Here is a 25,635-nt window from a genome sequence, read left to right as displayed (position 1 = left end):
ATGAGCCGGACGGACTGCCCGCTGCATATGCGGCGTGTTGATATCGGAAATTTGAGTTTGAAAGACGGCGCTGAGGGACTACCTTCCCTTCATGCGCCGTTTTTCTTTGCGACTCGCCCTCACCCTCCCGCTTCTGCCCGCCCTGCTCTTCGCGGGGAGCGTCGCCGCACAGGCGCCTGAAGAGCAAGGTGGCACGCAGGCGACTGAGATGCCTGTCGAACAGATCCCACTGAGGCCACCAGCCAAGCCGAAGACCGTCGATGATCTACTCGCCGAACTGAAACGAGAGCGCAATCCGCAGGCGGCCAGGCAGATCGCCAATTCCACGATGGCGACCTGGAGCGACTCGTCTAGTCCGACAGTCAACCTCCTGATGCAGTGGTCTGCCAAGGCCGCCGCCGAGAAACGCAACGCGGCCGCCCTCGACTTCATCGACCAGGCGATCATCCTGAAACCCGATTTCGTCGGCGCGTGGAATCAGCGCGCCACGCTGCATTTCACCATGGGCAACTACAAGAAATCCGTCTCTGACATCGAAAAGGTGCTGGAGTTGGAGCCTCGACACTTCGGCGCCATCGCCGGCCTTGCGGGCATCCTCACCGAACGCGGCAGCAAGGATGCCGCACTCAAGGCCTGGGAGCGCTACCTCGAAGTCTTCCCCGCCGACCGCGAGGCCCAGGAGATCGTCGCCAAGCTATCAGAGGAACTGGCCGGCCAGCGGACGTGAGGTAGCCGAAGCGACATCCGCTCAGGCGACCACCTTCGCCACGAGATCGGGATGTTCACCAATCACCCGCACATAGGCGATCGCAAAATCAGGCGGCGTTGCCCTCGCCTGCTCCCAGTCGCGGAGCGTACCCACAGGCACGCGAAATCGAGACGCGAACTCCGTTTGCGACAAACCAAGAGCCGTGCGGGTGCGACGGATCAATCGCGAACGCTGCGCACGGTCGAGCGCCTCCGCCGAGACGTCAAAGTCCTCGTTGTCGTTCGGATCAGCCGGTATCACGATAGGCACGCTCTTCTCCTTGATTGCTTCTCCGGACCGAGATGAAGCGCGGCTCCTGTCCGCGCCAAACGAAGACTCCGGTGAATAACTTGTCCTTCACCAGCCCAATCACCTTGTATCTCTCCTCGCCGTCGCGTTCGCGTATGGACGGGACAACAAGATGATCGAGATCGTCGAAAATGCGATCTCCAAACGCCAGCGAAACACCATGCTTCGCTTTGTTGATCTGGTCCTTCTCGGGATCGAACCGTTCAGCCATACCCAACTATACGGAAATCCCGTATATCACGCAAGACTCGAGCGGCGACCCAGGACGCCCAGCATCAATGTCACCTTGACGAACGGCACCGCCGCACGATCTTGTCCAGATGTCGTCCTTGCCGGAAGCTTCGCTCTTGCTCCTCCCCCGTATCGGTTTTGCTTTGCTCGTCATCCTCCTCGTCCTCATCGCCGTGCTCGCGGCGCTCGCCATCGCCACGCAACTTCGTGCCAGCGCCATCGAGGCGAAGACGCCGAATATCGGCGCGCTGACTGATGTCGGAGGCTTTCGTCTGAACGCCCTGCATATTCCCGCAGGCGCCGATGCCGACCTGCCGCCAATCGTGTTCATCCATGGCGCCTCCGGCAACCTCAGGGATCAGGCGGGCGCCTTCCTGGAGCCATTGCGCGGCCGCGCCGAGCTTCTATTCGTCGATCGCCCGGGTCACGGCTATTCCGAGCGCGGCGGGCCGGAGAACGACACGCCGGACGGACAGGCCAAAGCGATTGCGCGGCTGATGGAGAAAAAGGGCATCGGGCGGGCAATCATCGTAGGCCATTCCTTCGGCGGCGCGATCACCGCAAGTTTCGGCGTTCTGCATCCCGACAAGGTCGAGGGCCTCGTCTTCCTGGCCGCCGCCACGCATCCCTGGCCGGGCGGCGTCGATTGGTATTACCACCTCGCCTCTGCGCCGGTGATCGGACCGATCTTCTGTCACACCCTGGCGCTGCATGCCGGGATGATGCGGATCGCGGCAGCGACCGACCACGTCTTCGCCCCCAACCCGCGTCCGGCCACCTATGTCGAGGATACCGGCCCGGCCCTCGTCTTGCGCCCCTCAACCTTCCGATCGAACGCAAAGGATGTCGCCGGCCTCCATGCCTATGTGAGCACCTTCGCCCCGCGCTACCGCGAGATCACCAAGCCGACGGTTGTCATAACCGGCGATAGCGACGAGATCGTGCTGGAGGAGATCCATTCGAAGGGCCTCGCACGCGACATCGCCGGCTCCGAACTCGTCTGGATTGCCGGTCTCGGGCATAAGCCGGACTATATCGTGACGGAGATCGCCATCGCAGGCATCGAGACGATTGCGGGCAAAGAGCGCGATCTACAGGCCATGGCGCGCGCCGTGGAGCCACGTCTCGCGGCAACCCGGGTGGTCCCGGCAGGCTCAGCGCCGTCCCTCCAGGCTGGCCAATAGCGAGCATGAAAAAAGCCGCCCGAAGGCGGCTTTTCCAGATCAGGGATGCGGTCGAGCTCAGACGCCCGACTGACCGTCCGAACCGATATAGGCGATGCGCAGCATGTTGGTCGAACCAGGTGTGCCAAGCGGCACGCCGGCCGACATGATGATCCGGTCACCCGGCTTGCCGAAACCTTCTTCAACGACGATGCGGCAGGCGCGGTTGACCATGTCGTCGAGATCCGTCGGCTCAGAGGAAACGACACAGTGCAGGCCCCAGACGACCGAGAGGCGACGCGCGGTATGGATAACTGGCGAAAGCGCGATGATCGGCACTTCGGGACGCTCGCGCGAGGCGCGCAGACCGGTATTGCCCGAGGAGGTGTAGCAGACGATCGCCTGCAGACGCAGCGTCTCGGCGATCTGGCGGGCAGCCAGCGAGATGGCATCGGCGCCGGTCGCTTCCGGCTGGGCGCGCTGAGCATAGATGATGCCCGGATAGTGAGGCTCGCGCTCGACCGTGTGGGCGATGGACGCCATGGTGGCGACGGCCTCGACCGGATACTGGCCGGAAGCCGATTCGGCTGAAAGCATGATGGCGTCGGCGCCTTCGAAGACGGCGGTCGCAACGTCAGAGACTTCGGCGCGGGTCGGAACCGGGGCCGTGATCATCGATTCCAGCATCTGGGTGGCCACGACGACCGGCTTGCCTTCGCGACGGCAGGCGCGGATCAGCTGCTTCTGGATGCCGGGCACGCGCTCGAGCGGCATTTCAACGCCAAGGTCACCACGGGCGACCATCAGAGCGTCGGAAAGCGCGATGATCTCGTCGATGCGCTCGATTGCCTGCGGCTTCTCGATCTTCGACATCAGGCCAACGCGGCCCTTGGCAATCTTGCGAACTTCCGCCAGATCTTCCGGGCGCTGAATGAAGGAAAGTGCCACCCAGTCGACATCATTGGTGGCGAGCACGGCATCCAGGTCGGCGCGGTCCTTGTCGGTGAGAACACCGGTCGCGAGAATGGTGTCGGGCAGGCTCACACCCTTGCGGTCAGAGATCTTCGTGCCCGAAACGACTTCCGTGACGATCGTCTTGCCGTCGCATTTGACAGCCTTCAGGTGCAGCTTGCCGTCATCGATGAGCAAACGGTCACCAACTTTGACCGATTCGAGAATTTCCGGATGCGGCAGGTAGACGCGGCTTGCATCACCGGGCGCTTCGTTGCTGTCCAGCGTGAAGGTCTGGCCGGGCTTCAGCTCGACGGTCGTTTCGGCAAACTTGCCCACACGCAGCTTCGGACCCTGCAGGTCGGCAAGGATACCGATCGGGCGACCACAGGCAGCCTCGACGCTACGAATGCGCTGAATGAGCGTCCGCAGCATCTCATGGCTCGAATGGCTCATGTTGATGCGGAAAAGATCGGCCCCTGCTTCGTGCAGCTTCCGGATCATCGCTTCATCGGAAGAGGCGGGACCAAGCGTGGCGAGGATCTTTACTTTGCGGTTTCGCTTCATCAGTTCTGGCTTTCCTGGGTGCCCGACGTATCGGACAGCTGGACCATCCAGCTCCCCTGCCTGCCGGTGTCGTATTCCTTGAATCCCATCTGCTGATAGCCGCGTGCGAAGCAGTCCTTCACACCAACGATTTTGAACTCGTTTTCGGCGACACACATGTTGATGTCCCCGGTCCAGCGACCACCGCGAGCGGCATCCTCAGCATAGAGATAATAATAGCGCGATTGGAGCTCGCCCTCGATGAGCGTGGCACAGGTGCCGGCAGGGACCTGCCACCAACCTTCCGTGATCCAGCCCTCTTCAGCCCGGTAGCCGACCGCGACCCCGACCAGGTTCTGCGTGCCGTTGCAGACACGAAACTCGGCATGGGCAGCAGAGGCTGCCAGCATGGGCGAAAACAGCGCACCCGCGATCAGGAGGGGCTTCAGAAAACGTGCCGCAGCACGGTCGAAAGTCTGTCTGATCGGTTGATGCACGATTGCCGCCGGAACTCCAAAAATGCGCATGGGATGCCTTCTTGCGATGCTGACCAGAGAATGTCAACGCAACTCTAATCGATTATATTTTCTGCCTTTGGCCAGTCTCAGAACGTATATGTTCGATCTTGGCACAAACGTGACAGCCATGAAAGCTTGCGCTCCCCCATTCCCCATGCGATCAAGCACTTGTACCAGACGATGGCTTCAAACTGATGAATGTTTCCCCCGTTTTCGAGATTCTGGATGGCCGTTTTGACGCCGGCCTGGTGCTTCTCGCCGACCACGCGACGAACATCGTGCCCGAGCCCTACGGAAAGCTTGGCCTTCCGGACAGTGCCTTCGGCCGTCACATTGCCTATGACATCGGCATCGAGCCGCTGACGCGCCAGCTGGCTGCCCGCCTTGGCGTCCCCGCCGTCATGTCACGCTTCTCCCGTCTGCTGATCGATCCGAATCGCGGCGAGGATGACCCGACGATCATCATGCGCATCTCCGACGGCGCCATCGTGCCTGGCAACCATCCGATCACCACAGACGAATGGCAGTATCGCATCGAGACCTATCATCGGCCCTACCACCGTGCGGTCTCCGATGTGATCGCCAAGGTCGCGGACGCCTCGGGCAAGGCCCCACTCGTTCTCTCTCTGCATTCCTATACCCCAGCGTGGAAGGGCGTTCCCCGCCCCTGGCACGCCGCAGTCCTCTGGGACACCGACGCCCGCGCCGTGCGCCCACTGATCGAAGGTCTGGAGGCATCGGGTGATGTCCTCGTCGGCGATAACGAACCCTATGATGGCGCCTTGAAGGGCGACACGATGTATCGTCACTGCATGATCACGGGTATTCCGCATGCGCTTCTCGAAGTGCGCCAGGATCTGATCGCCGACGATGCCGGCGTCTCCACCTGGGCCGATCGCCTCGCGCCGATCTTCGAACGCCTCAATGCCGACCCGATGCTGCACGAGTATGAAATTCATGCCTCGCGCACCGGACCCTACCCCGCCCAACCCATCGCGCCCTGAAGGAGGACAGCATGACGCTCCCGACCAAGGACCAACAGACCGAACTCGAAGCGGCCGCCTTTCGCCGGCTCGTATCCCATCTGCGCAATCGTCCCGACGTCCAGAACATCGACCTCATGAACCTTGCCGGCTTCTGCCGAAACTGTCTGTCCAACTGGTATCTCGACGCCGCCAAGGAAAGTGGCCTCGACCTCACCAAGGACGAAAGCCGCGAGATCGTCTACGGCATGCCCTACGACGAATGGAAGTCGCTCAATCAGCGCGAGGCAAGCGCCGATCAGCAGCAAGCCTTCGAAGAGAACCGCCCGAAGGAATGACGCGTCCCTCAAGCTTTGGGACTTGACGCGGACGCTGCTTCGCGGCACGTGGACGCCACGAAAACCATCCCGAGAATGCCATCCCCGCAATGAAGGAGATTGCCCATGTCTGATGCCGCTCACGGCGTCGCCCGCGACCAGCTCCGTGCCTTTGTCGAACGCATCGAGCGCCTGGAAGAAGAAAAGAAGACCATCGCCGACGACATCAAGGATGTCTACGGCGAAGCCAAGTCCATGGGCTTCGACACGAAGATCCTCAAGAAGGTCATCGCGCTTCGCAAGAAGGACGACCAGGAGCGCATGGAAGAGGATCTGATCCTCGACACCTACCTGCACGCGCTCGGCATGATCGAGAGCCCGCCGGAAGGCTGAGGCAGGCGCATCGTGACCAACAAAAAACCCGCCGATCCGGCGGGTTTCTTTTTGTCTGCAATCGCGAAGAGCTGGAGATCAGGGAGCGCCGAAGCGGCTCGGATCGACCGTGGTGGCATCGAGGCGGAACCCGTCCGGAACAGCAGTCGGGGGTGCCACGAGCGAACGGGACACGACGCGAGGTGCTTTCACCGGCTTGGCGACGGATTCAAACTTGCCCTGATTCAGCGCCCACTGCTCGATCATGTTCTTGGTCAGCTGGGTGCCGCCATACATGGCCATGTGCGCGCGCTCTGCATCTTCCTGTCCCGGACGACCGCCCTTCTTCGGCAGCGCCGCATCGGCATCCGCCACAGGTTCGGACGGCGCATCGAACATGTCGCCAAATTGCGTGGTCGACTCGACACTGGCTTCCTGTTGCGGCGGGATCGCGGCCACCTCGACGGGCTTTGCAGCCGGTGCAGGTGCGGCACGAAGTTCGGCCTGAGCGGGCGCGCTCGACGGGATCGGCGCGGCCATTTCCGGCACAGTGCTGTCTTCAAGCGCTGCAGCAGCTTCCGGCGACAGGATCGCTTGTTCCACTTCGTCGACTTCCGCTTCGGCTTCCGCCTGGGCTGAGGCCAGCAGCGCCTCGGCGACCTGCGGACGGGCTGCCGGAACCGGTACGGCCATTCCCTCAGCCAGAAGCATGGCTTCCGAGCTCGGATCGATCGAGGCCGTCATCACGCCTTCGGTCGGACCAGCACCAGGACGCGCATTCAGAAGCGTCGGTACGGGCACGTTCACCGAGGCGAGATCGGGAAATTCATCAGACGGCGCGCTGGCCGGCGTGGGCACGCCACTTGCGACCTGCTGCAGGGCATCTTCTGCGGCATTGCGCGGCGGCTGATAAAGCGCAACGGCAAGACTGTTATCAGCCGGGCGAAGCGAAGGACGGGCCTGCGGGACGGGCGCATCGGCAGCATCAACGCCCGGGAGTGCATTGGCGACCATGACCGGGTCTTGTGCCGCGCCGACCGGCTGCTGGCGCGGCGCAGCAGGTACAGGCTGCGGCCGGGCCGTTGCCGGACGCGCGGCGGGTTCCGGCACGTCCTCGACTTCATCCTCATCACCACCGCCAAACAGCATCGCGAGGAAGTTGCGCGGACGCGAGGAGGACTTTTCCTCGGCGATCATCACGGTGTTGCCGGATGCGACACGGCGCTTGTATTCGGCGAGCGCCTGCTGGTAGCCCGGCAGCGGCTTGCCGTCGGAGGGAATGTGGACGGTCTTGCCGTCGGGGAACAGACGGACGAGATCCTGGCGGTTCATGCGCGGCCAGGCGCGTACACCGGCCACGTCCATATGAACGAAAGGCGAGCCGGAATTCGGATAAAAGCCGACGCCGCCGGCCTGCATCTTCACGCCGATTTCGCGCAGCGTCTTCAGCGGAACACCGGGGATATAAAAGTCCATCGCGGTGCCGCGCATGTGCTGGCTTTCCTTCGCGACACCCTTGGAGCGCGAACGCAGCATGTTGTTCGTCGCCGGCGACCGATAGGCCGAGACGACCTTGATATAGCCCTTGGCACGCGACTGGCGATAAACCTCCCAGACGAGGTCGAAGAGGCGCGGGTCCATCTTCGTCGGCTCGTTGCGACGCCAGTCACGGAGAATATAATTGAGCTGTTTCAGACCCTTGGGGTCGTAGCGGCCATTGCGCTTGAAGGTGATCGAAGCGCGTTCGCCGGTGTGCACGAATTCGATGTTGAGTGTGCGGCTCTCGGCACGCGCTGAAGCGGCGTTGCCGAGCAGGAAGCAGAAGCTCATGAGAAGGGCGGCAAACAGCGAAGACAACAGCCGGCTCACCGACTGTGCAGACGCAAGCCGGATTTTGCGCTCGTTTTGTCCATAGAGCGCGCTGATGTCCTGCGATGCCTGCAATGCAATCCCCGTCCGAAAGACTACGTCCCACGCCAACCGAATTGAACGTCAAATGCGGTCATACCATGGCAAATTTGCCACATCCGCACAAGCTATCCCTTTATGGTGAACGCTTGCCTAACAAATGCTTAGCCCTTGGGTAAGCGATTAAGCTTACCCCAGAGTTAACATCGAACGGTTGAGGCAAATCAAGCGGCATCCTTCTGCGGATCGTCGGGATCGATTCCGTAATCCTTGAGCTTGCGGTAGAGCGTGGACCGCCCGATGCCGAGCTTCCGGGCGACTTGGCTCATCTGGCCGCGATAGAATTTCAGCGCGAAGCGGATCAGCTCCTCCTCGATCTCCGCTAGCTTGCGCACATTGCCGGCCTCGTCTGTGCTGACGATGACATTGCCGGATGCCGATCCCTGAAAACCTGTGGATGGAGCCGACTGGCCGCCGCTGAAGCTCGCTGCACGCTCGGCAAGGGCGGCCTGAACCTTGGCGATCGGGCTCGGCTCATACACGACGGCCTGCGCCTCGCTGCCGCCGACGGCACTTCGATGGCCGGTGACCTGCGCTGCGATCTGCGGAAAGTCACTTTCCTTGAGACTGACGCCCTCCGCCAGAACAACGGCGCGGAAGATCGCGTTCTCAAGCTGGCGCGTATTGCCCGGCCAGTCGAATGAGGTCAGCAGGGCCAGCGCGGAGGATTCGACCTGCAGGGTCCGCGGCAGGCGCTGCTCGAGCGAAAAACGTTCGACGAAGGCCCGTATCAGATGCGGAATATCCTCCTTACGGCGGCGGAGCGCGGCAATGGTGATCGGAAAGACGTTGACCCGGTAGTAGAGATCCTCGCGGAAACGTCCGGCCTTGACCTCCTCGATCAGGTCCTTGTTGGTCGCCAGGACCAGACGGACATTGGCCTTCAAGGGCTTGGTCTGTCCGCTGCGATGCACCTCGCCGGACTGCACGATTTCAAGCAGGCGCATCTGGCCGACCGGCGGCAACTCGCTGATCTCCTCGATGAAAAGCGTGCCACCCTCGGCCTCGGCAACCTTGCCTGTCTGGGTTTCGTTGCCGAACAACACGTCTTCAATCTGCGCGGGCGAGATGGCATTGCAGTTGACCGAAACGAACGGACGGGACGACCGATCGCTGGCGGCATGGATGGCGCGCGCCACGAGTTCCTTGCCGACGCCGGCTTCCCCTTCGAGCATCACGGGGATCATCGACTGCGCTGCCCGACGACCAAGTTCCACGACGCGCGACATGGCCGCACTCGCGGCAACGACGTCGGAAAAGCTGACCGCGCCGCTGCGGGCCCGGCGCGGCGTGCGGCCCTGCAGGCTGGTGCGATGGATCTTCAGTGCCGATTCGATGGCACCGATCAGCCGCTCCTGGGCGATCGGCTTGACGAGGAAGTCAAAGGCGCCCGCACGCACGGCGTTGAGCGCGGTTTCGGTCGCGCCTTGGGTGGTGCAGACGATGACGGGCACGCTCGGATTGATCTCGGCGAGCATGGGAATGACGCTGGGGTTCAGGCCGTCTGCGGACGTGACGTCGAGCACCACCACACCGACTTGCTCGGATTGGCGGCGGAAGAGTTCGAGACCCGCAGGCGCGGTGTCGGCGACATGAACGGCATGGCCGTGCGCTTCTATAGCAGCCTTCATGCTGCGGCGCTCGGCGGCATCTTCATCGATGAGTAGAATCTGTGCGGTCAACTTGCGCTCCCCGAGGCTGTTTCGGCGCGTTCGCGCTCCTGGGTTATCGCGAGGGAGACTGGCAGAAAGGCCTGAAGATGTTCTTGGGAGAAAACCTAACATTTTAACGGTCCTTAACCGTTTATGGCACAATCCACAGAGGCGCTGCGGCAATCGGCTCGCTCAGGTCGCACCACTCCGGCACACCCGGCTGCTTGCCCATCGGCGGGCGACTGACTACATCTCCGCAAAGAACGAGAGAAAGGACGTCACCATGATGATCGACCGCCGCCCCGCCTTAAGCCCCGTCACCCAGGCCTCCGCGAGCACGGATCAAAACCTCGGCGACCTCCCCGTCTGGAAACTTGACGACCTCTATCCCGGCCAGACCTCGTCGGAATTTCTCGGTGCCGTCGAGAAGGCCGGCGCCGATGCGCTTGCCTTTGAGATGAAGTGGAAGGGCAAACTCGCAGCCGCTCTCGAAACCGTTGGTGACGGCTCTCTGGCCGAAACGCTGCGCGAGATGGAAGCACTGGAAGACCTGCTGGGTCGGATAGCCTCCTATGCTGGCCTCACTTATTATTCAGACATGACCAATCCGGCGAACGGCAAGTTCTTCGGCGACATCCAGGCCAAGCTGACGGACATGTCGTCGCGCCTGCTCTTCTTCCCGCTGGAACTCAACCGCCTGCCCGACGACGCCGTCGACGCCGCCATGGACCGCCATCCCGCTCTCGCCCACTTCCGCCCCTGGATCGTCGACCTGCGCAAGGACAAGCCCTTCCAGCTCGACGACCGCATCGAGCAGCTCTTCCTGGAAAAGTCGCAGACGGGTGCCGCCGCCTTCAACCGCCTGTTCGACGAGACGCTGGCTTCGCTGCGCTTCAAGGTGGGCGAAGACGAAATGCCGCTCGAGCCGACGCTGACGCTTCTGCAGGATGCCAATCCGGAAAAGCGCAAGCTCGCCGCCGAAGCCCTGTCGAAGACCTTCAAGGACAATATCCGCATCTTCACTTTGGTGACCAACACGCTCGCCAAGGACAAGGACATCTCCGACCGCTGGCGCGGTTTCGACGACATCGCTGACTCGCGCCATCTCGCCAACCGCGTGGAACGCGAAGTGGTCGATGCACTCGCTGAAGCCGTACGCGAAGCCTATCCGCGCCTGTCGCATCGCTATTACAAGATGAAGGCGAAGTGGCTCGGCATGGACCAGATGAACTTCTGGGACCGCAATGCGCCGCTTGCCGAAACGCCTGACAGACTGATCTCCTGGGACGAAGCCAAGGACACGGTGCTTTCAGCCTATGGCGGCTTTGCGCCCGAAATGGCTGACATCGCCGGACGCTTCTTCGACGGCGGCTGGATCGATGCCCCCGCCCGCCCCGGCAAGGCGCCGGGTGCATTTGCCCATCCGACGGTGCCTTCGGCTCACCCCTATGTTCTCGTCAACTACCTCGGCAAGCCGCGCGATGTCATGACGCTTGCCCATGAGCTTGGCCACGGCGTGCACCAGGTGCTGGCCGGCGGTCAGGGCGCCCTGATGTGCCAGACCCCGCTGACATTGGCTGAGACGGCCTCCGTCTTCGGCGAAATGCTGACCTTCCGCGCCCTCCTCGACAAGACGACGGACAAGCGCGAGAGGAAGGCCATGCTCGCCCAGAAGGTCGAGGACATGATCAATACGGTCGTACGCCAGATCGCCTTCTACCAGTTCGAGCGCAAGATCCACACGGCTCGCAAGGAAGGCGAACTGACGGCCGAGAAAATCGGCGAATTGTGGCTCTCCGTTCAGCAGGAAAGCCTGGGGCCGGCGATCAAGATCTCGGAAGGCTATGAGAACTGGTGGGCCTATATCCCCCACTTCATCCACTCGCCCTTCTACGTCTATGCCTATGCCTTCGGCGATTGCCTGGTGAACTCGCTCTATGCCGTCTACCAGAACGCCGACCAGGGCTTCCAGGCGAAGTATTTCGAGCTTCTGAAGGCCGGCGGCACCAAGCATCACTCCGAGCTTTTGGCTCCCTTCGGCCTCGACGCCACCGATCCGTCGTTCTGGGCCAAGGGTCTGTCGATGATCGAGGGGCTGATCGACGAGTTGGAAGCGCTAGATAAGGCGGCCTGAACAGCGGAGCTGCCGACATCCCATGCGTGACCACGCGCCCTATGCGCTCTTCCGCGACGACCGCGCGGGGACAAGCCTCGTCTTTGCCGAACCGGAGACGCTTGTCGTCGCCCGGACGGCAGACGAGGTCGAACCGGCGCTCGCCCGACTGGAGGCTGCCCGGAAGGCCGGCAAGTGGCTGGCGGGGTACATTTCCTATGAGGCGGGCTTCGTTTTCGAACCGAAGCTCAGGCCCCTCATCGAAAATGGGCGTGAGACGCCGCTGATATCGATGGGGGTCTACGACGCTCCCGCACCGGCGGGGCACCTGCTGGCACAGGCGCCCTCGAACATTCCGAACGCGCCGCTCTTGAGCGACCCACGCGCGGGCTGGGATCTTGAAAACTATCGGCGCCGCTTCGATCGCCTGCATCATCACTTGCGCAAAGGTGACTGCTATCAGGCCAATCTCACCATGCCCGTCGAGGCGCGCTGGGACGGCGATGCCCGCGCCGCCTTCTGGTCGCTCGTCGGTCGCCAGCCGGTGCATTATGGAGCACTGATCGATGACGGCATCGGTCCCGTGATTCTCTCCCGCTCGCCCGAACTCTTCTTCTCGGTCGACGAGGATGGCTGGATCGAAACGCGTCCGATGAAGGGCACAGCACCGCGTGGTGCAAGCCCCGAGGAAGACGACGCGATCATCGAAGCGATGCTCGCCGACGAGAAGACGCAAGCCGAGAACAGGATGATCGTTGACCTCCTGCGCAACGATGTCTCCGTCATCACAGAGGTCGGTACACTCTCGGTCCCCAAACTCTTCGCCATCGAAACCTATCCAACCGTGCATCAAATGGTCAGCTATGTCCGCGCCAGGCTCCTGCCCGAAATCGGCCTGCCCGAGATCATGGCCGCCCTCTTCCCGTGCGGCTCCGTGACTGGCGCCCCGAAAATGTGGGCCATGCGCATCCTGCACGAACTCGAAGCTGGGCCGCGTGACGTCTATTGCGGAGCAATCGGCTGGTGCGACCCTGCCGGCCCCATGCGATTTTCAGTGGCCATCCGCACCATCTCCCTTTTCAACGGCGGACGCGCCGTCTTCAATGTCGGCGGCGGTATCGTCTTCGATTCGAAGGCAGAGGCCGAATACGAGGAATGCCTACTGAAGGCGCGTTTTGCCCTGGGAGACCAATGGATTTCTCGCTGATCGAGACGATGCGGTGGCAGCCGGACGCAGGCTTTCTGCGGCTCGACCAGCATCTGCGCCGTCTGTCCCGGTCTGCCGATGCACTGGGTTTCCGCCAACCACAGGACGCAAAAGGCAAGCTCGAGAAGGAAGTGTCCGGCGATACACCACTGCGCGTGCGCCTCGTCATGACCTATCGCGGCAAGATGGAGGTGACCGCGACGCCCTTCGAGCCGATCCCGGAGGAAACGGTCTGGCGCCTGAAGATCGCCAAGACCCGTCTGCAGTCCGAAGACAGCCTGTTCCGACACAAGACATCCCGCCGCGAGCCTTACGAGGCCGCGCGCGCCGAGTTTTCCAGGGATGAGGCCGACGAAGTGATCCTGCTGAACGAGCGGGGAGAGGTCTGCGAGGGCACGATCACCAACCTGTTTGCCGAAGCAGCCGACGGCATGCTGCTCACGCCGCCTCTAACCAGCGGCCTCCTGCCCGGCGTGTTGCGCGCCGAACTCATCCGGGAGCGCAAGGCGCGTGGCGAGGTGCTGAAACTCGACGACCTTCGCCAGCGCAAGCTTTTCGTCGGCAATTCCCTGCGCGGCCTGATCCGCGCAGAACTCATTGATTAGGGGCGATCATGTTCATTCTCTCCCTCACCTATGTAAAGCCCACCGAGGATGCCGATCGTTTCATGGCCCCGCACATGGACTGGGTGAACGCCGGTTATGATAGCGGCATGTTTCTGGCGTCGGGCCGCAAGAACCCGCGCACCGGCGGCGTGATTTTGGCCAGATGTGCAAGGGCCGAGATCGAGGCTTATGTCGCGGCCGATCCTTTCACGCTTGAAGGCATAGCAGTTTACGAGATCACGGAAGTGGCGGTGACGCGGACGGCGGCGGGGCTGGAAGGGTTGAAGGGTTGAAACACCAGGCTCATTCTTCAATCGTGATTGTTCGAGGAACAGCGCGCCTGCCATCGAAGACTTCAAGGACCTCGATCCGATTAGCCGCCAGCCTGTAGTAGATCACATAAGGCGCGCCAGACACCACCAGTCTGCGAACACCCGCCAGCCTGGTCCTTGTGCCAAGTTCTGGATGTCTAGAAATACTGTCGACAGATTCAATGATGTGGTTACCGACATTGCGCGCAGCCATAGGATGGAACCGGGCAATATAAGCTCTGATATGAACGAGGTCTTACCGCGCGGTCGTAGACCAGACGACCCTCATCTGCATTACCGGCTGATGCCAGTTTCAGGGGCTTGGACTTCTTCTGACGTTCCCCAGCTCTGAAGCCAGAGCTTTCATCGCATCGTGGGAAATCAACCCGTCCGCGCCGGCCAGAGCCATACCGTTTTCGACGGCAGCCAGTTCCATCTCGTGCCGATCAAGATACTCGACGACAGCTTCCTCCAGCAATTCGCGTTCGTAGCGTTGGCTCTGGGCCGCTGACGATCTTAACCGCGAGATAGTCTCATGCGAGAGGGCAATGCGCTCCAGCTGTCCTGACATTGAAGAAACTCCCCGATCCAAACGACGTGGAACACACCGAGACATCTTGTCATCATGATAGCAAGGCGGCAGGCTGACAGCAAACAAGGCTGACTTCTCCATGTCCTCATCACTCACCCACACACCATACGCCAGCCCGACGCGCCCCTTCACCATCGGTCTGTCCGCCCTCGACCCGACCCGCTGGATCGAACCGGATGCAGACTGCGATAGGTACCTGAGCGAAAAGCGCGCGCTGGCGGCGACACGGCTCGAGGACGTCTTCCGGGCGACCGAAGACAGTCTCCCCGCCCAGGCGGAATGTCTCGCAGCCCTCACCGCCAATCTCAACGCCCATCATCCGCAGCTCATGCCCGAGACAGGCCCGAGCGATGATAACAGGCCACCGCTTCTGCGCGCCGGGATGCTCGTGCAGGACGATCTCGTCATCATGATAAAGCGCGAGGCCGGCTGGTCGATCGCGGCGGCCCATCTCTCCTTCCCATCCTCCTGGTCGCTTGCGGAGAAGTTCGACCGTCCAATGGAGGAGGTCCACGAGCATGTGCCGGGGTTCCAGGGCGGCACGCGCAATGCCGTCATGATCAACCGCATCTTCGACAATTTGGCGCCCGGCCTGCCCGCCGAGCGTTTCAACTGGTCGATCAACTGGCGGCCAAAGCTCTTTCACCCGGAAACTGGCCGCAACGACGACGCTGAACCGCGCGAAGCCGTGGTGCGTGTCGAGCGCCAGACACTGACGAAACTGCCTGTGACAGGCGCGATCGTCTTCACGATCCGCATCTATCTGGACCCCGTGACGGCGTTCAGGAACCACCCGGAAGGCCCAAGGCTCCGCGTAGCCCTGGCCGAGCAGCTGGAGGGGTTGGCTGGCGATCAGCTCCGATACAAGGGCCTCGACATCCAGCGTGATCGCCTCGTCGCCCACCTGCGGCAAGATACAGCACTCGAAAATTAGCGGTGAGGCCCCTCACCCCCATGCCCGTACTCTTTATTGTGTCAGATTTTTGTGATCTAGAACCGCCAGTATCGCTCCGGCCGCACAAGACAGGTCGGAAACATGGCCCAGGCACAACGACCGGGCCTCCAAGGAGACGGAAATGAGCGAAATGACCTACCCGGTTTACGGCGAGATCACCGGCCCGATCGTGATGATCGGCTTCGGCTCGATCGGCCGCGGCACCCTGCCGCTGATCGAACGCCACTTCAAGTTCGACAAGAGCCGGATGGTCGTCATCGACCCGCGCAACGATGAGGCAGAGCTTCTCGCCAAGCACGGCATCAAGCACATCCAGGCGCATGTGACGAAGGACAACTACAAGAAGCTGCTGAAGCCGCTTCTGACCGAAGGCGAAGGCCAGGGCTTCTGCGTCAACCTGTCGGTCGACACCGGATCGCTCGACCTGATGAAGCTCTGCCGCAAGCTCGACGTCCTTTACATCGACACGGTGGTCGAGCCCTGGCTCGGCTTCTACTTCGACAAGAACATGAAGAATTCCGAGCGCACCAATTATGCGCTGCGCGAAACCGTGCGCCAGGAAAAGGCGAAGAACCCGGGCGGCACGACGGCCGTGTCCACCTGCGGCGCAAACCCGGGCATGGTCTCCTGGTTCGTCAAGCAGGGTCTCGTCAACCTCGCCCATGAAATCGGCATCAAGTTCGACGAGCCTGATCAGAACGATCGTGACGGCTGGGCCAAGCTGATGAAGAAGGTCGGCGTCAAGGGCGTGCACATCGCCGAACGCGACACCCAGCGTACCAAGAACCCGAAGCCGCTCAACGTCTTCTGGAACACATGGTCGGCCGAAGGCTTCATCTCGGAAGGCCTGCAGCCCTCCGAACTCGGCTGGGGCACCCATGAAAACTGGATGCCGAAGAACGCCAAGAAGCACAAGAAAGGCTGCAAGGCCGCGATCTACCTGGAGCAGCCGGGCGCCAACACCCGCGTTCGCACCTGGTGCCCGACGCCCGGCCCGCAATATGGCTTCCTCGTCACCCACAACGAGTCGATCTCGATCGCCGACTATTTCACCGTCGAGAAGGATGGCGAAGTCGTCTATCGCCCGACCTGCCACTATGCCTACCACCCGGCCAACGACGCCGTGCTTTCGCTGCACGAGATGTTCGGCAATGGCGGCACGCAGCAGCCGGTGCTGCACGTGCTGAACGAAGACGAACTGGTGGATGGCGTCGACGAGCTCGGCGTGCTGCTCTACGGTCATGAAAAGAACGCCTACTGGTTCGGCTCGCGCCTCTCGCTCGAAGAAACCCGCCGCATCGCGCCCTATCAGAACGCAACCGGCCTGCAGGTGACCTCTGCCGTGCTCGCCGGCATGGTATGGGCGCTCGAGAACCCGAAGGCTGGCATCGTCGAAGCCGACGAGATGGACTACAAGCGCTGCCTCGAAGTGCAGACGCCTTATCTCGGCCCGGTCGAAGGCCACTACACCGACTGGACCCCGCTCGACGGTCGCCCGGGCCTCTTCCCGGAAGACCTCGACGAAAAGGATCCGTGGCAATTCCGGAACATCCTGGTCCGATAAGCGGTTTCAGGCAAGAGCTTAAGGCCCGTCGCTCGCGGCGGGCCTTTCTCGTTGAAAGCAAGGACGGGATAACCCCGGCAATACAAGGCTTTCGCCTTGCTTTGGCCGAGGCTTCGCGGCATGTTCTCGACGACAACGCAAACGGTGGGCGGCCGGACCGAACCGCCGAGATGGTGGGAGACAAGAATGAAAATCAGATCCCTGGTGGCTGTAGCAGCGATGAGCCTTGCCCTTTCGTCCTGTTATTCCAGCCCTCCTCGCCAACTGCCGGCCGTTCAGCAGGGTCCGTCGATCGAGGGCGCCTGGGTTGATCCGAATGGCATTGCCTCGACCTTCCAGGGCGGCACCTTCACCACGCGGACAACAGACACCAACCAGATCCTCGCATCCGGCAACTATACCCTAGTGAACGATCGCCTGGTCGAGATCAATATGACGTCTCTGGTTCGCAACACGCAGCAGAAGGTGAATTGCGCCCTCGTGACGCCGACACAGTTGAACTGCACTTCCGACAGCGGCGCGCAGTTCTCGCTCGCCCGACGCGGCTGAGCAAGAGCCTCAAGACATGCCTTTCGAGGAGCGGCCCAAGCGGCCGCTTCTTTCGTTTCTGGCCACGCCAAGATGCGGACATCAAGTGAATTTTGCTTGCCCTGTTCCGGTCTTGATGAAAACATCCGCCATCCGAATTCTGGCGCGTGACTGTCATCAATCCGTGCCAGGCTGTCGGTGATCGATTGCAACAGGAGAGATAGATGTTCAGACATTTGAAGATTGGCCTTTTCAGCGCCTCGGTGCTGGCCCTGACCGCCGGAACCGCTCTGGCCGATTTCGAACTCAATATCCTGCACATCAACGACCTGCATTCACGCATCGAGGCCATCAGCAAATCCGATTCCACCTGCTCGGCAGATGATGCGGCCGCCAACGAATGCTTCGGCGGCATCGCCCGTGTGAAGGCCGCCATTGATGCCCGCCGCGCCGAACTCACCGGCAAGAACGTCCTGACGCTCGACGCTGGCGACCAGTTCCAAGGCTCGCTCTTCTACACCACCTACAAGAGCGCCCCGATTGCCGACTTCATGAACGCCATCGGCTTCGATGCCATGGCCATCGGCAACCACGAATTCGACGACGGCCCGGAAGAGCTGGCGAAGTTCATTGATGCGCTGCAGTTCCCGATGATCTCGGGCAATACGCTGGCCGGTCTCAACTCTCCGGTCGCCGACAAGTTCAAGCCCTACATCGTCAAGGAGTTCGGCGAGGAGAAAGTCGCCATCGTCTCGGTCCTCGCAACCGACACGGACGAGACCTCCTCGCCTGGCGACACCATCCTGTTTGCCGACGAGATCACTTATCTGAAGGAAGCCGTGGCCGAGATCGAAGGCCAGGGCATCGACAAGATCGTGCTGCTCTCGCATGTGGGCTACGTCAAGGATCAGGAAATCGCGGCAGCCGTTGACGGCATCGACGTGATCGTCGGCGGCCATAGCCACACGCTTTTGTCCAACACCGACGAGAAGGCCGCCGGCCCCTACCCGACCATGGTGAAAAATCCGGCCGGCCAGGATGTTCCGATCGTCCAGGCCTATGCCTATTCCAAGTATCTCGGCGACCTGACGGTCGTTTTCGATGATGCAGGCGTCGTCAAGACCGCGACCGGCGAACCCAAACTGCTGGACGCCTCGGTAACCCCGGATGAAGGCTTCGTCGCCAAGGTGGCCGAACTCGGCGGCCCGATCGAGGAGCTGAAGCTGAAGGAAATCGGCGAGACTGCCGAGGCCATCGACGGCTCGCGTGAAACCTGCCGTGCGGTCGAATGCACCATGGGCAATCTCGTGGCCGATGCCATGGTGGACCGCCTGAGCGATCAGGGTATCACCATCGCTATCCAGAACGGCGGCGGTCTGCGCGCGTCGATCGACGCCGGTACCGTCACCATGGGCGAGGTCCTGACTGTCCTGCCGTTCCAGAACACGCTTGCCTCCTTCCAGCTCAAGGGCTCCGACATTGTTGCAGCGCTCGAGAACGGCGTCAGCCAGGTCGAGGAAGCAGCAGGTCGTTTCCCGCAGGTCTCCGGTTTGAAGTTCACTGCCGACCTGACCAAGCCGGCCGGCAGCCGCATCTCCTCCGTCGAGGTCAAGGAAGGTGACGCCTTCGTCGCCATTGACCCCGAGAAGGTCTACGGCGTGGCCACCAACAACTACATGCGCACCGGCGGTGATGGCTATGGCGTGTTCGAGAGCGGCGGACAGAACGCCTACGATTTCGGCCCGGGCCTTGAAACCGTCGTGGCCGACTACATTGCCAAGAACAGCCCCTACAGGCCTTACACCGATGGTCGCATCACCGTGATCTCGGCGACGGCACCTCCGGCAAGCGATACGACCGCACCAGCAACCGAAGTACCGGCCGCTGAGGCTCCGGCCGCAACCGAGGCTCCGGCTGCTGCGGAAGCCCCCGCGGCAAGTGCTGCCGATACTGCCATGGCGACTGCCGAAACCGTCTACAAGGTGGTTGCCGGCGACAACCTCTGGAAGATCGCTGAGGCCACCTATGGTGACGGAATGATGTGGGGCAAGATCGCCGAGGCGAACACGCTGCGCAATCCGAACGTGCTCTCGATCGGCCGTGAATTGCAGCTTCCGCCGAAGTAAGACCGTTTGACGCATGACAAAAGCCGGTCCGGGCTTCCCCGGGCCGGCTTTTGCTTTTATCAGATGATCTCAACTGGCCTTCGCCACGTATCGGTCGAGATCTCATCACCAGGATATCAAGATGAATGTACTGCCTGCCCATTGGCCCTCCGACCATCCGCCCGTCAATTTCGGTAAGGTCGGCGTGCTGCTCGTCAACCTCGGAACGCCCGATGGCACGGACTACAAGTCGATGCGCCGCTATCTCGAGGAGTTCCTGACGGACAAGCGCGTCATCGAGTGGTCGCGGTGGTTCTGGTACCCCATTCTGTACGGCATTGTTCTCAACCGCCGCCCGCAGAAGGTCGGCAAGGCTTATGAAGAGATCTGGAACAAGGATCTCGATGAAAGCTATCTGCGCACCTACACCCGCAGCCAGGCCGAGAAGCTCGCGGTTTCCCTGAAAGATCTTCCGAATGTGCATGTCGATTGGGCGATGCGCTACGGCCAGCCGGCGATCCAGGCGAAGATGAACGAGATGCAGAAGGCAGGCTGCGAGCGCATTCTCGTTTATCCGCTCTACCCGCATTATGCGGCGGCAACCACGGCGACCGTCAACGACGAAGCCTTTAAGGCGCTGTTGAAGATGCGCTGGCAGCCGGCTTTGCGCACCGTGCCGCAATATGCCGATGATCCGGTCTACATTGCCGCCCTTGCCAACTCGATCAACCAGCATCTGGCGACCCTCGACTGGGAGCCTGAGCTGGTGATCACCTCCTATCACGGCATTCCGAAGTCCTACTTCATGAAGGGCGACCCCTATCACTGCCAGTGTCACAAGACGACGCGCCTGCTGCGCGACCATCTGGGCTGGGAGAAGGACAAGCTGATGGTGACCTTCCAGTCGCGCTTCGGGCCTGAGGAATGGCTGCAGCCCTATACCGACAAGACCGTCGAAAAGCTGGCGAAGGAGGGGGTCAAACGGATCGCCATCATGAACCCGGGCTTTGTCTCCGACTGTTTGGAAACGCTGGAGGAAATCGCCGGTGAAGCCGGCGAAGACTTCCTGCACAATGGTGGCGAGAAGTTCACCCACATTCCCTGCCTCAACGACAGCGACGACGGCATGCGCGTGATCGAGAACGTCGTGCGCCGCGAACTCCAAGGCTGGGCCTGAAGCTCAATAGTCTAAGCGATATAGAAAATGACGAAGGGGACTGCCGGAAGGCGGTCCCTTTTTGCTTTGCATCCACGTCGATTCACGTCGTCCCATGCCTTTCGGAGGGGCATTTGAGCTAGGACAGCGGCACAACCGAGACGACGAACACGCATGGCGAGCCAATGAGAAAAAGCCCAATTTTCAGTACATATGCCCAACTTTAGTGCATCTTTTCATTTGCTTAGCGCGTCGAAACTCCGAAGCAACACAACCGCAAAGACAACCTCAAGCTGCTCATAGGCGTAAATCTGGGACGGCAAAGCCTACTTAAATCATTGGATTTCATTACAATTTTAGATAGGCAATTTCTTATATTAAGGGTCCGTTTAGTAATGATCCCTAGAATTAGGGGGAGTTGAAGGAGACCATCATGAAATTCGTCACGACAGCATTGGCATCGACGTTCTTCGTCGCGTCACTCGCCACTGCCCATGCACAACCGGCCCAGCCTGATATCGCCAAGCTTGTCTCGCCCGAGCTCATCAAGCAGATCCAGGAGTTCGTGTCCGCCGAGATCGTCACCGTATCGGTCGAGGCGCAGAATGCGCGGCTCACAGAACTGTCGCAGGACAAGATCGACGAGCTGGACAATCAGTGGAAGGCCGAGCGCGAGGCAGCCGACAAGCCGCTGATCGCCGCGACGCTCTCGAGCCCGCTCTCCGTCTATCTCGCCCGCATTCAGGGGAAATCGCTTGGCCTCTATCCGGAAATCTTCGTGATGGACCAGAACGGCCTGAATGTCGGCCAGAGCTCGATCACCAGTGACTTCTGGCAGGGCGACGAGGCGAAGTTCCAGAAGACCTATGACATCTCGGAAGACGCAATCTTCATCGATGAAGCCGAGTGGGATGACGAAATGAAGATCTGGCGAAACCAGGTGAGCCTGACGCTGGTTGACAGCGCCAAGAAGAAGATCGGCGCCGTCACCGTCGAGCTCAACCTGACGGAACTTGAGCGCCGCTCACTGGCCGGCAGCTAATCCGTCGACACGACCCCATGATGGCGGCCGTCCTGTAAACCATGATTCAATTCGACCCCGACCGGGACAGGATTTTACTATGCTTAAGAATTTATCCGTGAGCGCCAAAGGCTTTCTCGCTTTCGGACTCCTCGCCGCCATTGCGATCGCAGCCTCGACCTTCATGCACAATCGCGCCATTACGGCGAGTGAGCAAGTCGCGGAAACCGCCACGATGAACCGCGCCGTTGCGGTCATCGAAGAGTTCTCTGCCGATCTCTACGTCGCGGACCTCCAGTTGAAGACCTTCCTGCTCACCGGCAACCGCGATTATGCGGCTGGCGCGGAGAAGGTGACTGTTGACATGAACGCAAAACGTCCCGCGATCGAGACCATGCTGTCGACGTCGGCCCCCGCAGAACTGGCGAAGTTCAGTGAAGCCATCACCTCCTTCCAGACATGGAAGACGAACTTCATGGACCGTCAGATCCTCCTGATGCGTGACCCTGAGACGGTTGAACTGGCACGCGCTATCGAAGTGACTGGCGAAGGCGAAGCACTGGTCAAGGCCTTCGAAGATCGCCTTGGCGAGCTCAAGTCTTCGCTTTCGGCACGCGCTGTCGCAGCCGCTGAAAACCAGACCGCAGCCCTGTCGCTTGTCGAAACGGTGAGCCTTGCCGCTTCGATCATCGTCGGTATCGCCGCCATACTTCTCGGTTTCCTGAACTTCCAGCTCGTTTCCCGTCCGCTCGGCAAGCTTGCCGACAACACGACGCGCCTCGCCAATGGCGACCTCGAGGTCACGATCGATCAGGGTGGCAAGGACGAGATCGGGCGCATGGCCGCCGCCATGCAGATCTTCCGTGAGGCAGCCATCGCCAACAAGCGTCTGGAATCCGAAGCGGAAGGCAATCGCCAGCGTGCCGAAGCCGAGCGCATTGCCACCCAGCAGCGTGCCGAAGCCGATGCCGCCGAACGTCTGCGCATTGCCACATCTGGCCTGGCAGCCGGTCTGAAGCGCCTCGCTTCCGGCGATCTCGCTTTCCAGATCAACGAAGCCTTCGCGCCGGACTTCGAGGCACTCCGCCACGACTTCAACCAGTCGGTCCGCCAGCTGAACCAGACCATGGCCTCGATCAACAACAGCGTCGCAACCATGGAAACCGGCACCCGCGAGATCGCCTCGGGGACCGATCATCTATCGAAGCGCACTGAGCAGCAGGCCGCCGCTTTGGAACAGACGGCTGCCGCCGTCGAAGAGATCACCGCCAACGTCGTCAGCTCAAGCAAGCGGACCGAGGAGGCCCGTGGTGTCGCGGCTCACGCCAACACCTCTGCCAACCAGTCGTCGGACGTCGTCTCCCGCGCCGAAGAAGCCATGCGCCGGATCGAGAATTCGTCGCAGCAGATCTCGAACATCATCGGCGTGATCGACGAAATCGCCTTCCAGACAAACCTGCTGGCGCTCAATGCGGGCGTTGAGGCCGCACGCGCCGGTGAAGCCGGCAAGGGCTTTGCCGTCGTCGCCCAGGAGGTCCGTGAACTCGCCCAGCGCTCTGCGAATGCGGCAAAGGAGATCAAGGCTCTCATCCAGAACTCCTCGACCGAAGTCGCTGGCGGCGTGGATCTCGTCCGCAAGACCGGTGAGTCCCTGCGCACCATCGGCGGCTTTATCGCCGAGATGAACACCCACATGGACGCGATTGCCCTTTCAGCGAAGGAACAGGCGACCGGCCTGTCGGAAGTGAATCATGCCGTCAACTCGATGGACCAGACGACCCAGCAGAACGCCGCCATGGTCGAGGAATCCAACGCCGCGTCCGCAGCACTCGCGAGCGAAGCCGCGAAGCTCCGCGAACTGATCTCGCACTTCAGCATCGACGGCGTCCAGCAAACCCAGGCATCGGCGCTGCGCGAAACAGCGCGTGTCATGGCCCAGCCCTCGACATCGACAAGCCGCGCTCCCGCACCGCGTGCTGCAGCGCCTGCACGGCATACGGCCCCCGCACCACGCAGCCACGGCAACGCGGCGGTGGCCCAGGACAACTGGGAAGAGTTCTAAGCTCAGGTCGATCAGCCTGAAAACCGAAGCGGCGGGAGAAATCCCGCCGCTTTTCTGTTTCTTGCAGCCGTCAGTCCGGATGGCAAAGCACGCAGCATGTGACCGCGATCCCTTGCATTTACCCTGTCACGCCACGATGTTAGACCAAGGGGGCGCAATTTCCGTTTGCGCCAATGCTGGAGGAATTCATGCCCGTCACCGGTCCGGACATCGTCGTCATCGCACTCGTACTGCTTGTGATCCTGGTCCTCTTTGCCGGCATCAAGACCGTACCGCAGGGTTTCCGTTACACGATCGAGCGTTTTGGCCGCTACACGCGCACGCTGGAGCCGGGCCTCAACCTGATCATCCCGTTCTTTGAGCGGATCGGCGCGAAGATGAACGTCATGGAGCAGGTGCTTGATGTGCCGACCCAGGAAGTTATCACCAAGGACAATGCCTCGGTTTCTGCGGACGCAGTCGCTTTCTATCAGGTGTTGAACGCTGCAGAAGCCGCCTATCAAGTCTCGAACCTGGAAAATGCCATCCTCAACCTGACAATGACCAATATTCGCTCGGTCATGGGCTCGATGGACCTCGATGAACTGCTGTCCAACCGTGAGGTCATCAACGATCGGCTGCTACGCGTCGTCGACGAGGCGGTCCGTCCCTGGGGCATCAAGGTGACCCGCGTCGAGATCAAGGATATTCAGCCGCCGGCCGACCTCGTGGATGCCATGGGTCGCCAGATGAAGGCGGAGCGTGAGAAGCGCGCCCAGGTCCTGGAAGCCGAAGGCTTCCGTAATGCCCAGATCCTGAGGGCCGAAGGCGCCAAGCAGGCCGCCATCCTTCAGGCCGAAGGTGAGCGTGAGGCAGCCTATCGCGAGGCCGAGGCCCGTGAGCGTCTGGCGGAAGCCGAAGCCAAAGCCACCCGCCTCGTCTCGGACGCGATCGCCGCCGGCGACGTCAACGCCATCAATTACTTTGTCGCCCAGAAATACACCGAGGCCATGGCCTCGATCGGCACCTCGAGCAACTCCAAGGTGGTTCTGATGCCAATGGAAGCCACGGCCCTGATCGGCTCGCTTGGCGGCATCGGCGCGATTGCGCGCGAAGTCTTCGGCGACGACAAGCGCACTGCCCCGCCGCGTCCGGCGGCAGCGCCACGCACCACGCCGCCGATCAGCTCCTTCAACCCGAACGGCGAGTGACCGCCATGCTGGCGCGCATCATCGCCGAACTCGGTCCCTGGAGCTGGTGGGTCCTCGGCATGCTGCTGCTTGCGGCCGAACTGGTTATGCCAGGCGTCTTCCTGGTTTGGATCGGCCTCGGTGCCATCCTGACCGGTGTCCTGTCGCTGCTGCTCTGGGATGCAGGCTTCTGGTCCTGGCAAATCCAGTCGCTGGTCTTTGCGGCCAGCGCCGTGGCGTTCACGCTCGCCGGGCGCCGTCTCTTCACCCGCCTCGAGACGTCGAGCGACGAACCACTCCTTAATCAGCGTGGCGCAAGCCTCGTCGGACGCACCGCCGTGCTGGCCGAGCCGATCCGCGAGGGACGCGGCCGCATCCGGCTGGACGACACCTTCTGGCTGGTTTCCGGCCCGGACCTGCCCGGTGGCGCTCGCGTGCGGATTGTTTCCAGCGATGGCCGCGATCTGACAGTGGAAGAGGCTTGAGCCG

25 protein-coding genes are annotated in these 25,635 nt (G+C 61.5%); 18 read left to right on the top strand and 7 right to left on the bottom strand.

Going from position 1 to position 25,635, the window contains the following annotated elements; genetic code table 11:
* Positions 1-91: 91 nt before the first annotated feature.
* The gene (locus BW978_RS08330; RefSeq protein ID WP_076394038.1) at positions 92-727 is read left to right on the top strand and encodes a tetratricopeptide repeat protein; all 636 of its coding nucleotides are present in this window, start codon (positions 92-94) and stop codon (positions 725-727) included.
* Positions 728-748: 21 nt separating this feature from the next.
* Here BW978_RS08330 and BW978_RS08325 read toward each other — a convergent pair whose 3' ends face one another.
* Together BW978_RS08325 and BW978_RS08320 are read right to left on the bottom strand one after the other, a co-directional pair.
* Positions 749-1,018, bottom strand: coding sequence for a helix-turn-helix domain-containing protein (locus BW978_RS08325; RefSeq protein WP_076394036.1), 270 nt, complete (start codon positions 1,016-1,018; stop codon positions 749-751).
* Positions 996-1,268: a BrnT family toxin gene (locus BW978_RS08320; RefSeq protein ID WP_076394034.1), complete on the bottom strand. Its 273-nt coding sequence runs from the start codon at positions 1,266-1,268 to the stop codon at positions 996-998. Before BW978_RS08320 ends, BW978_RS08325 begins: the two co-directional genes overlap by 23 nt.
* A 136-nt stretch (positions 1,269-1,404) precedes the next feature.
* Here BW978_RS08320 and BW978_RS08315 point away from each other — a divergent pair, with 136 nt between their 5' ends.
* Entirely contained in the window at positions 1,405-2,472 is a 1,068-nt protein-coding gene (locus BW978_RS08315) for an alpha/beta fold hydrolase (RefSeq protein WP_244551920.1), read from the top strand.
* A gap of 57 nt (positions 2,473-2,529) precedes the next feature.
* Here the strand turns inward: BW978_RS08315 and pyk are convergent, their stop codons facing one another.
* Both pyk and BW978_RS08305 read right to left on the bottom strand, forming a co-directional pair.
* On the bottom strand, positions 2,530-3,969 hold the full coding sequence (pyk, locus tag BW978_RS08310; protein ID WP_076394032.1) for a pyruvate kinase: 1,440 nt from the start codon (positions 3,967-3,969) through the stop codon (positions 2,530-2,532).
* Positions 3,969-4,358 carry a DUF1036 domain-containing protein gene (locus tag BW978_RS08305; RefSeq protein ID WP_085942941.1) on the bottom strand — a complete coding sequence of 130 codons (390 nt, stop codon included), beginning with the start codon at positions 4,356-4,358 and terminating at the stop codon, positions 3,969-3,971. The genes pyk and BW978_RS08305 overlap by 1 nt, the downstream gene beginning before the upstream one ends.
* A 302-nt stretch (positions 4,359-4,660) precedes the next feature.
* Here BW978_RS08305 and BW978_RS08300 point away from each other — a divergent pair, with 302 nt between their 5' ends.
* From BW978_RS08300 to BW978_RS08290, 3 genes are all read left to right on the top strand, one after another.
* Entirely contained in the window at positions 4,661-5,470 is an 810-nt protein-coding gene (locus tag BW978_RS08300) for an N-formylglutamate amidohydrolase (RefSeq protein ID WP_076394031.1), read from the top strand.
* 11 nt (positions 5,471-5,481) lie between these two features.
* Positions 5,482-5,787, top strand: coding sequence for a DUF1244 domain-containing protein (locus BW978_RS08295; RefSeq protein WP_076394029.1), 306 nt, complete (start codon positions 5,482-5,484; stop codon positions 5,785-5,787).
* A gap of 105 nt (positions 5,788-5,892) precedes the next feature.
* Positions 5,893-6,159, top strand: coding sequence for a DUF2312 domain-containing protein (locus BW978_RS08290; protein WP_054148241.1), 267 nt, complete (start codon positions 5,893-5,895; stop codon positions 6,157-6,159).
* 78 nt (positions 6,160-6,237) lie between these two features.
* On the opposite strand, the gene BW978_RS08285 is transcribed toward BW978_RS08290, so the two are convergent.
* A complete protein-coding gene (locus BW978_RS08285) occupies positions 6,238-8,082 on the bottom strand; it encodes a peptidoglycan L,D-endopeptidase MepK (RefSeq protein ID WP_083697537.1) in 1,845 nt (614 codons plus the stop codon).
* Positions 8,083-8,270: 188 nt separating this feature from the next.
* Positions 8,271-9,788 carry a sigma-54-dependent transcriptional regulator gene (locus BW978_RS08280; protein WP_076394025.1) on the bottom strand — a complete coding sequence of 506 codons (1,518 nt, stop codon included), beginning with the start codon at positions 9,786-9,788 and terminating at the stop codon, positions 8,271-8,273.
* Positions 9,789-10,041: 253 nt separating this feature from the next.
* On the opposite strand from BW978_RS08280, the gene BW978_RS08275 reads away from it, so the two are divergent.
* The 4 genes from BW978_RS08275 to BW978_RS08260 are packed head-to-tail and all read left to right on the top strand — an operon-like array spanning position 10,042 to position 13,976.
* Positions 10,042-11,892: a M3 family oligoendopeptidase gene (locus BW978_RS08275; RefSeq protein WP_076394023.1), complete on the top strand. Its 1,851-nt coding sequence runs from the start codon at positions 10,042-10,044 to the stop codon at positions 11,890-11,892.
* A gap of 22 nt (positions 11,893-11,914) precedes the next feature.
* On the top strand, positions 11,915-13,078 hold the full coding sequence (locus BW978_RS08270; RefSeq protein WP_076394021.1) for an aminodeoxychorismate synthase component I: 1,164 nt from the start codon (positions 11,915-11,917) through the stop codon (positions 13,076-13,078).
* Positions 13,063-13,683, top strand: coding sequence for an aminotransferase class IV family protein (locus BW978_RS08265; RefSeq protein WP_083697536.1), 621 nt, complete (start codon positions 13,063-13,065; stop codon positions 13,681-13,683). Before BW978_RS08270 ends, BW978_RS08265 begins: the two co-directional genes overlap by 16 nt.
* 8 nt (positions 13,684-13,691) lie before the next feature.
* Positions 13,692-13,976 carry a YciI family protein gene (locus BW978_RS08260; RefSeq protein ID WP_076394017.1) on the top strand — a complete coding sequence of 95 codons (285 nt, stop codon included), beginning with the start codon at positions 13,692-13,694 and terminating at the stop codon, positions 13,974-13,976.
* A 331-nt stretch (positions 13,977-14,307) separates the two neighbouring features.
* Here the strand turns inward: BW978_RS08260 and BW978_RS08250 are convergent, their stop codons facing one another.
* Entirely contained in the window at positions 14,308-14,565 is a 258-nt protein-coding gene (locus BW978_RS08250; protein WP_076394013.1) for a hypothetical protein, read from the bottom strand.
* A gap of 100 nt (positions 14,566-14,665) precedes the next feature.
* Between BW978_RS08250 and BW978_RS08245 the strand changes: the two genes are divergently transcribed.
* From BW978_RS08245 to BW978_RS08205, 9 genes are all read left to right on the top strand, one after another.
* Positions 14,666-15,520, top strand: a complete 855-nt coding sequence (locus tag BW978_RS08245; RefSeq protein ID WP_076394011.1) for a heme-dependent oxidative N-demethylase family protein — start codon at positions 14,666-14,668, stop codon at positions 15,518-15,520.
* 142 nt (positions 15,521-15,662) lie between these two features.
* On the top strand, positions 15,663-17,105 hold the full coding sequence (locus BW978_RS08240) for a homospermidine synthase (protein ID WP_076394009.1): 1,443 nt from the start codon (positions 15,663-15,665) through the stop codon (positions 17,103-17,105).
* A gap of 186 nt (positions 17,106-17,291) precedes the next feature.
* Entirely contained in the window at positions 17,292-17,654 is a 363-nt protein-coding gene (omp10, locus tag BW978_RS08235; protein ID WP_076394007.1) for an outer membrane lipoprotein Omp10, read from the top strand.
* 203 nt (positions 17,655-17,857) lie between these two features.
* Positions 17,858-19,759, top strand: coding sequence for a 5'-nucleotidase C-terminal domain-containing protein (locus BW978_RS08230; RefSeq protein ID WP_076394005.1), 1,902 nt, complete (start codon positions 17,858-17,860; stop codon positions 19,757-19,759).
* Positions 19,760-19,880: 121 nt separating this feature from the next.
* Positions 19,881-20,915, top strand: coding sequence for a ferrochelatase (hemH, locus tag BW978_RS08225; protein WP_076394003.1), 1,035 nt, complete (start codon positions 19,881-19,883; stop codon positions 20,913-20,915).
* Positions 20,916-21,327: 412 nt separating this feature from the next.
* Entirely contained in the window at positions 21,328-21,936 is a 609-nt protein-coding gene (locus BW978_RS08220; RefSeq protein ID WP_076394001.1) for a hypothetical protein, read from the top strand.
* A 79-nt stretch (positions 21,937-22,015) separates the two neighbouring features.
* A complete protein-coding gene (locus BW978_RS08215) occupies positions 22,016-23,977 on the top strand; it encodes a methyl-accepting chemotaxis protein (protein WP_076393999.1) in 1,962 nt (653 codons plus the stop codon).
* A gap of 188 nt (positions 23,978-24,165) precedes the next feature.
* On the top strand, positions 24,166-25,167 hold the full coding sequence (locus BW978_RS08210) for an SPFH domain-containing protein (protein WP_076394920.1): 1,002 nt from the start codon (positions 24,166-24,168) through the stop codon (positions 25,165-25,167).
* Positions 25,168-25,172: 5 nt separating this feature from the next.
* A complete protein-coding gene (locus BW978_RS08205; RefSeq protein WP_006726899.1) occupies positions 25,173-25,631 on the top strand; it encodes an NfeD family protein in 459 nt (152 codons plus the stop codon).
* The last annotated feature ends 4 nt before the right edge of the window (positions 25,632-25,635 follow it).

The organism is Rhizobium sp. RU33A (assembly GCF_900156055.1).
GTDB lineage: Bacteria > Pseudomonadota > Alphaproteobacteria > Rhizobiales > Rhizobiaceae > Allorhizobium.
This window is presented reverse-complemented; position numbering and strand designations above follow the sequence as displayed.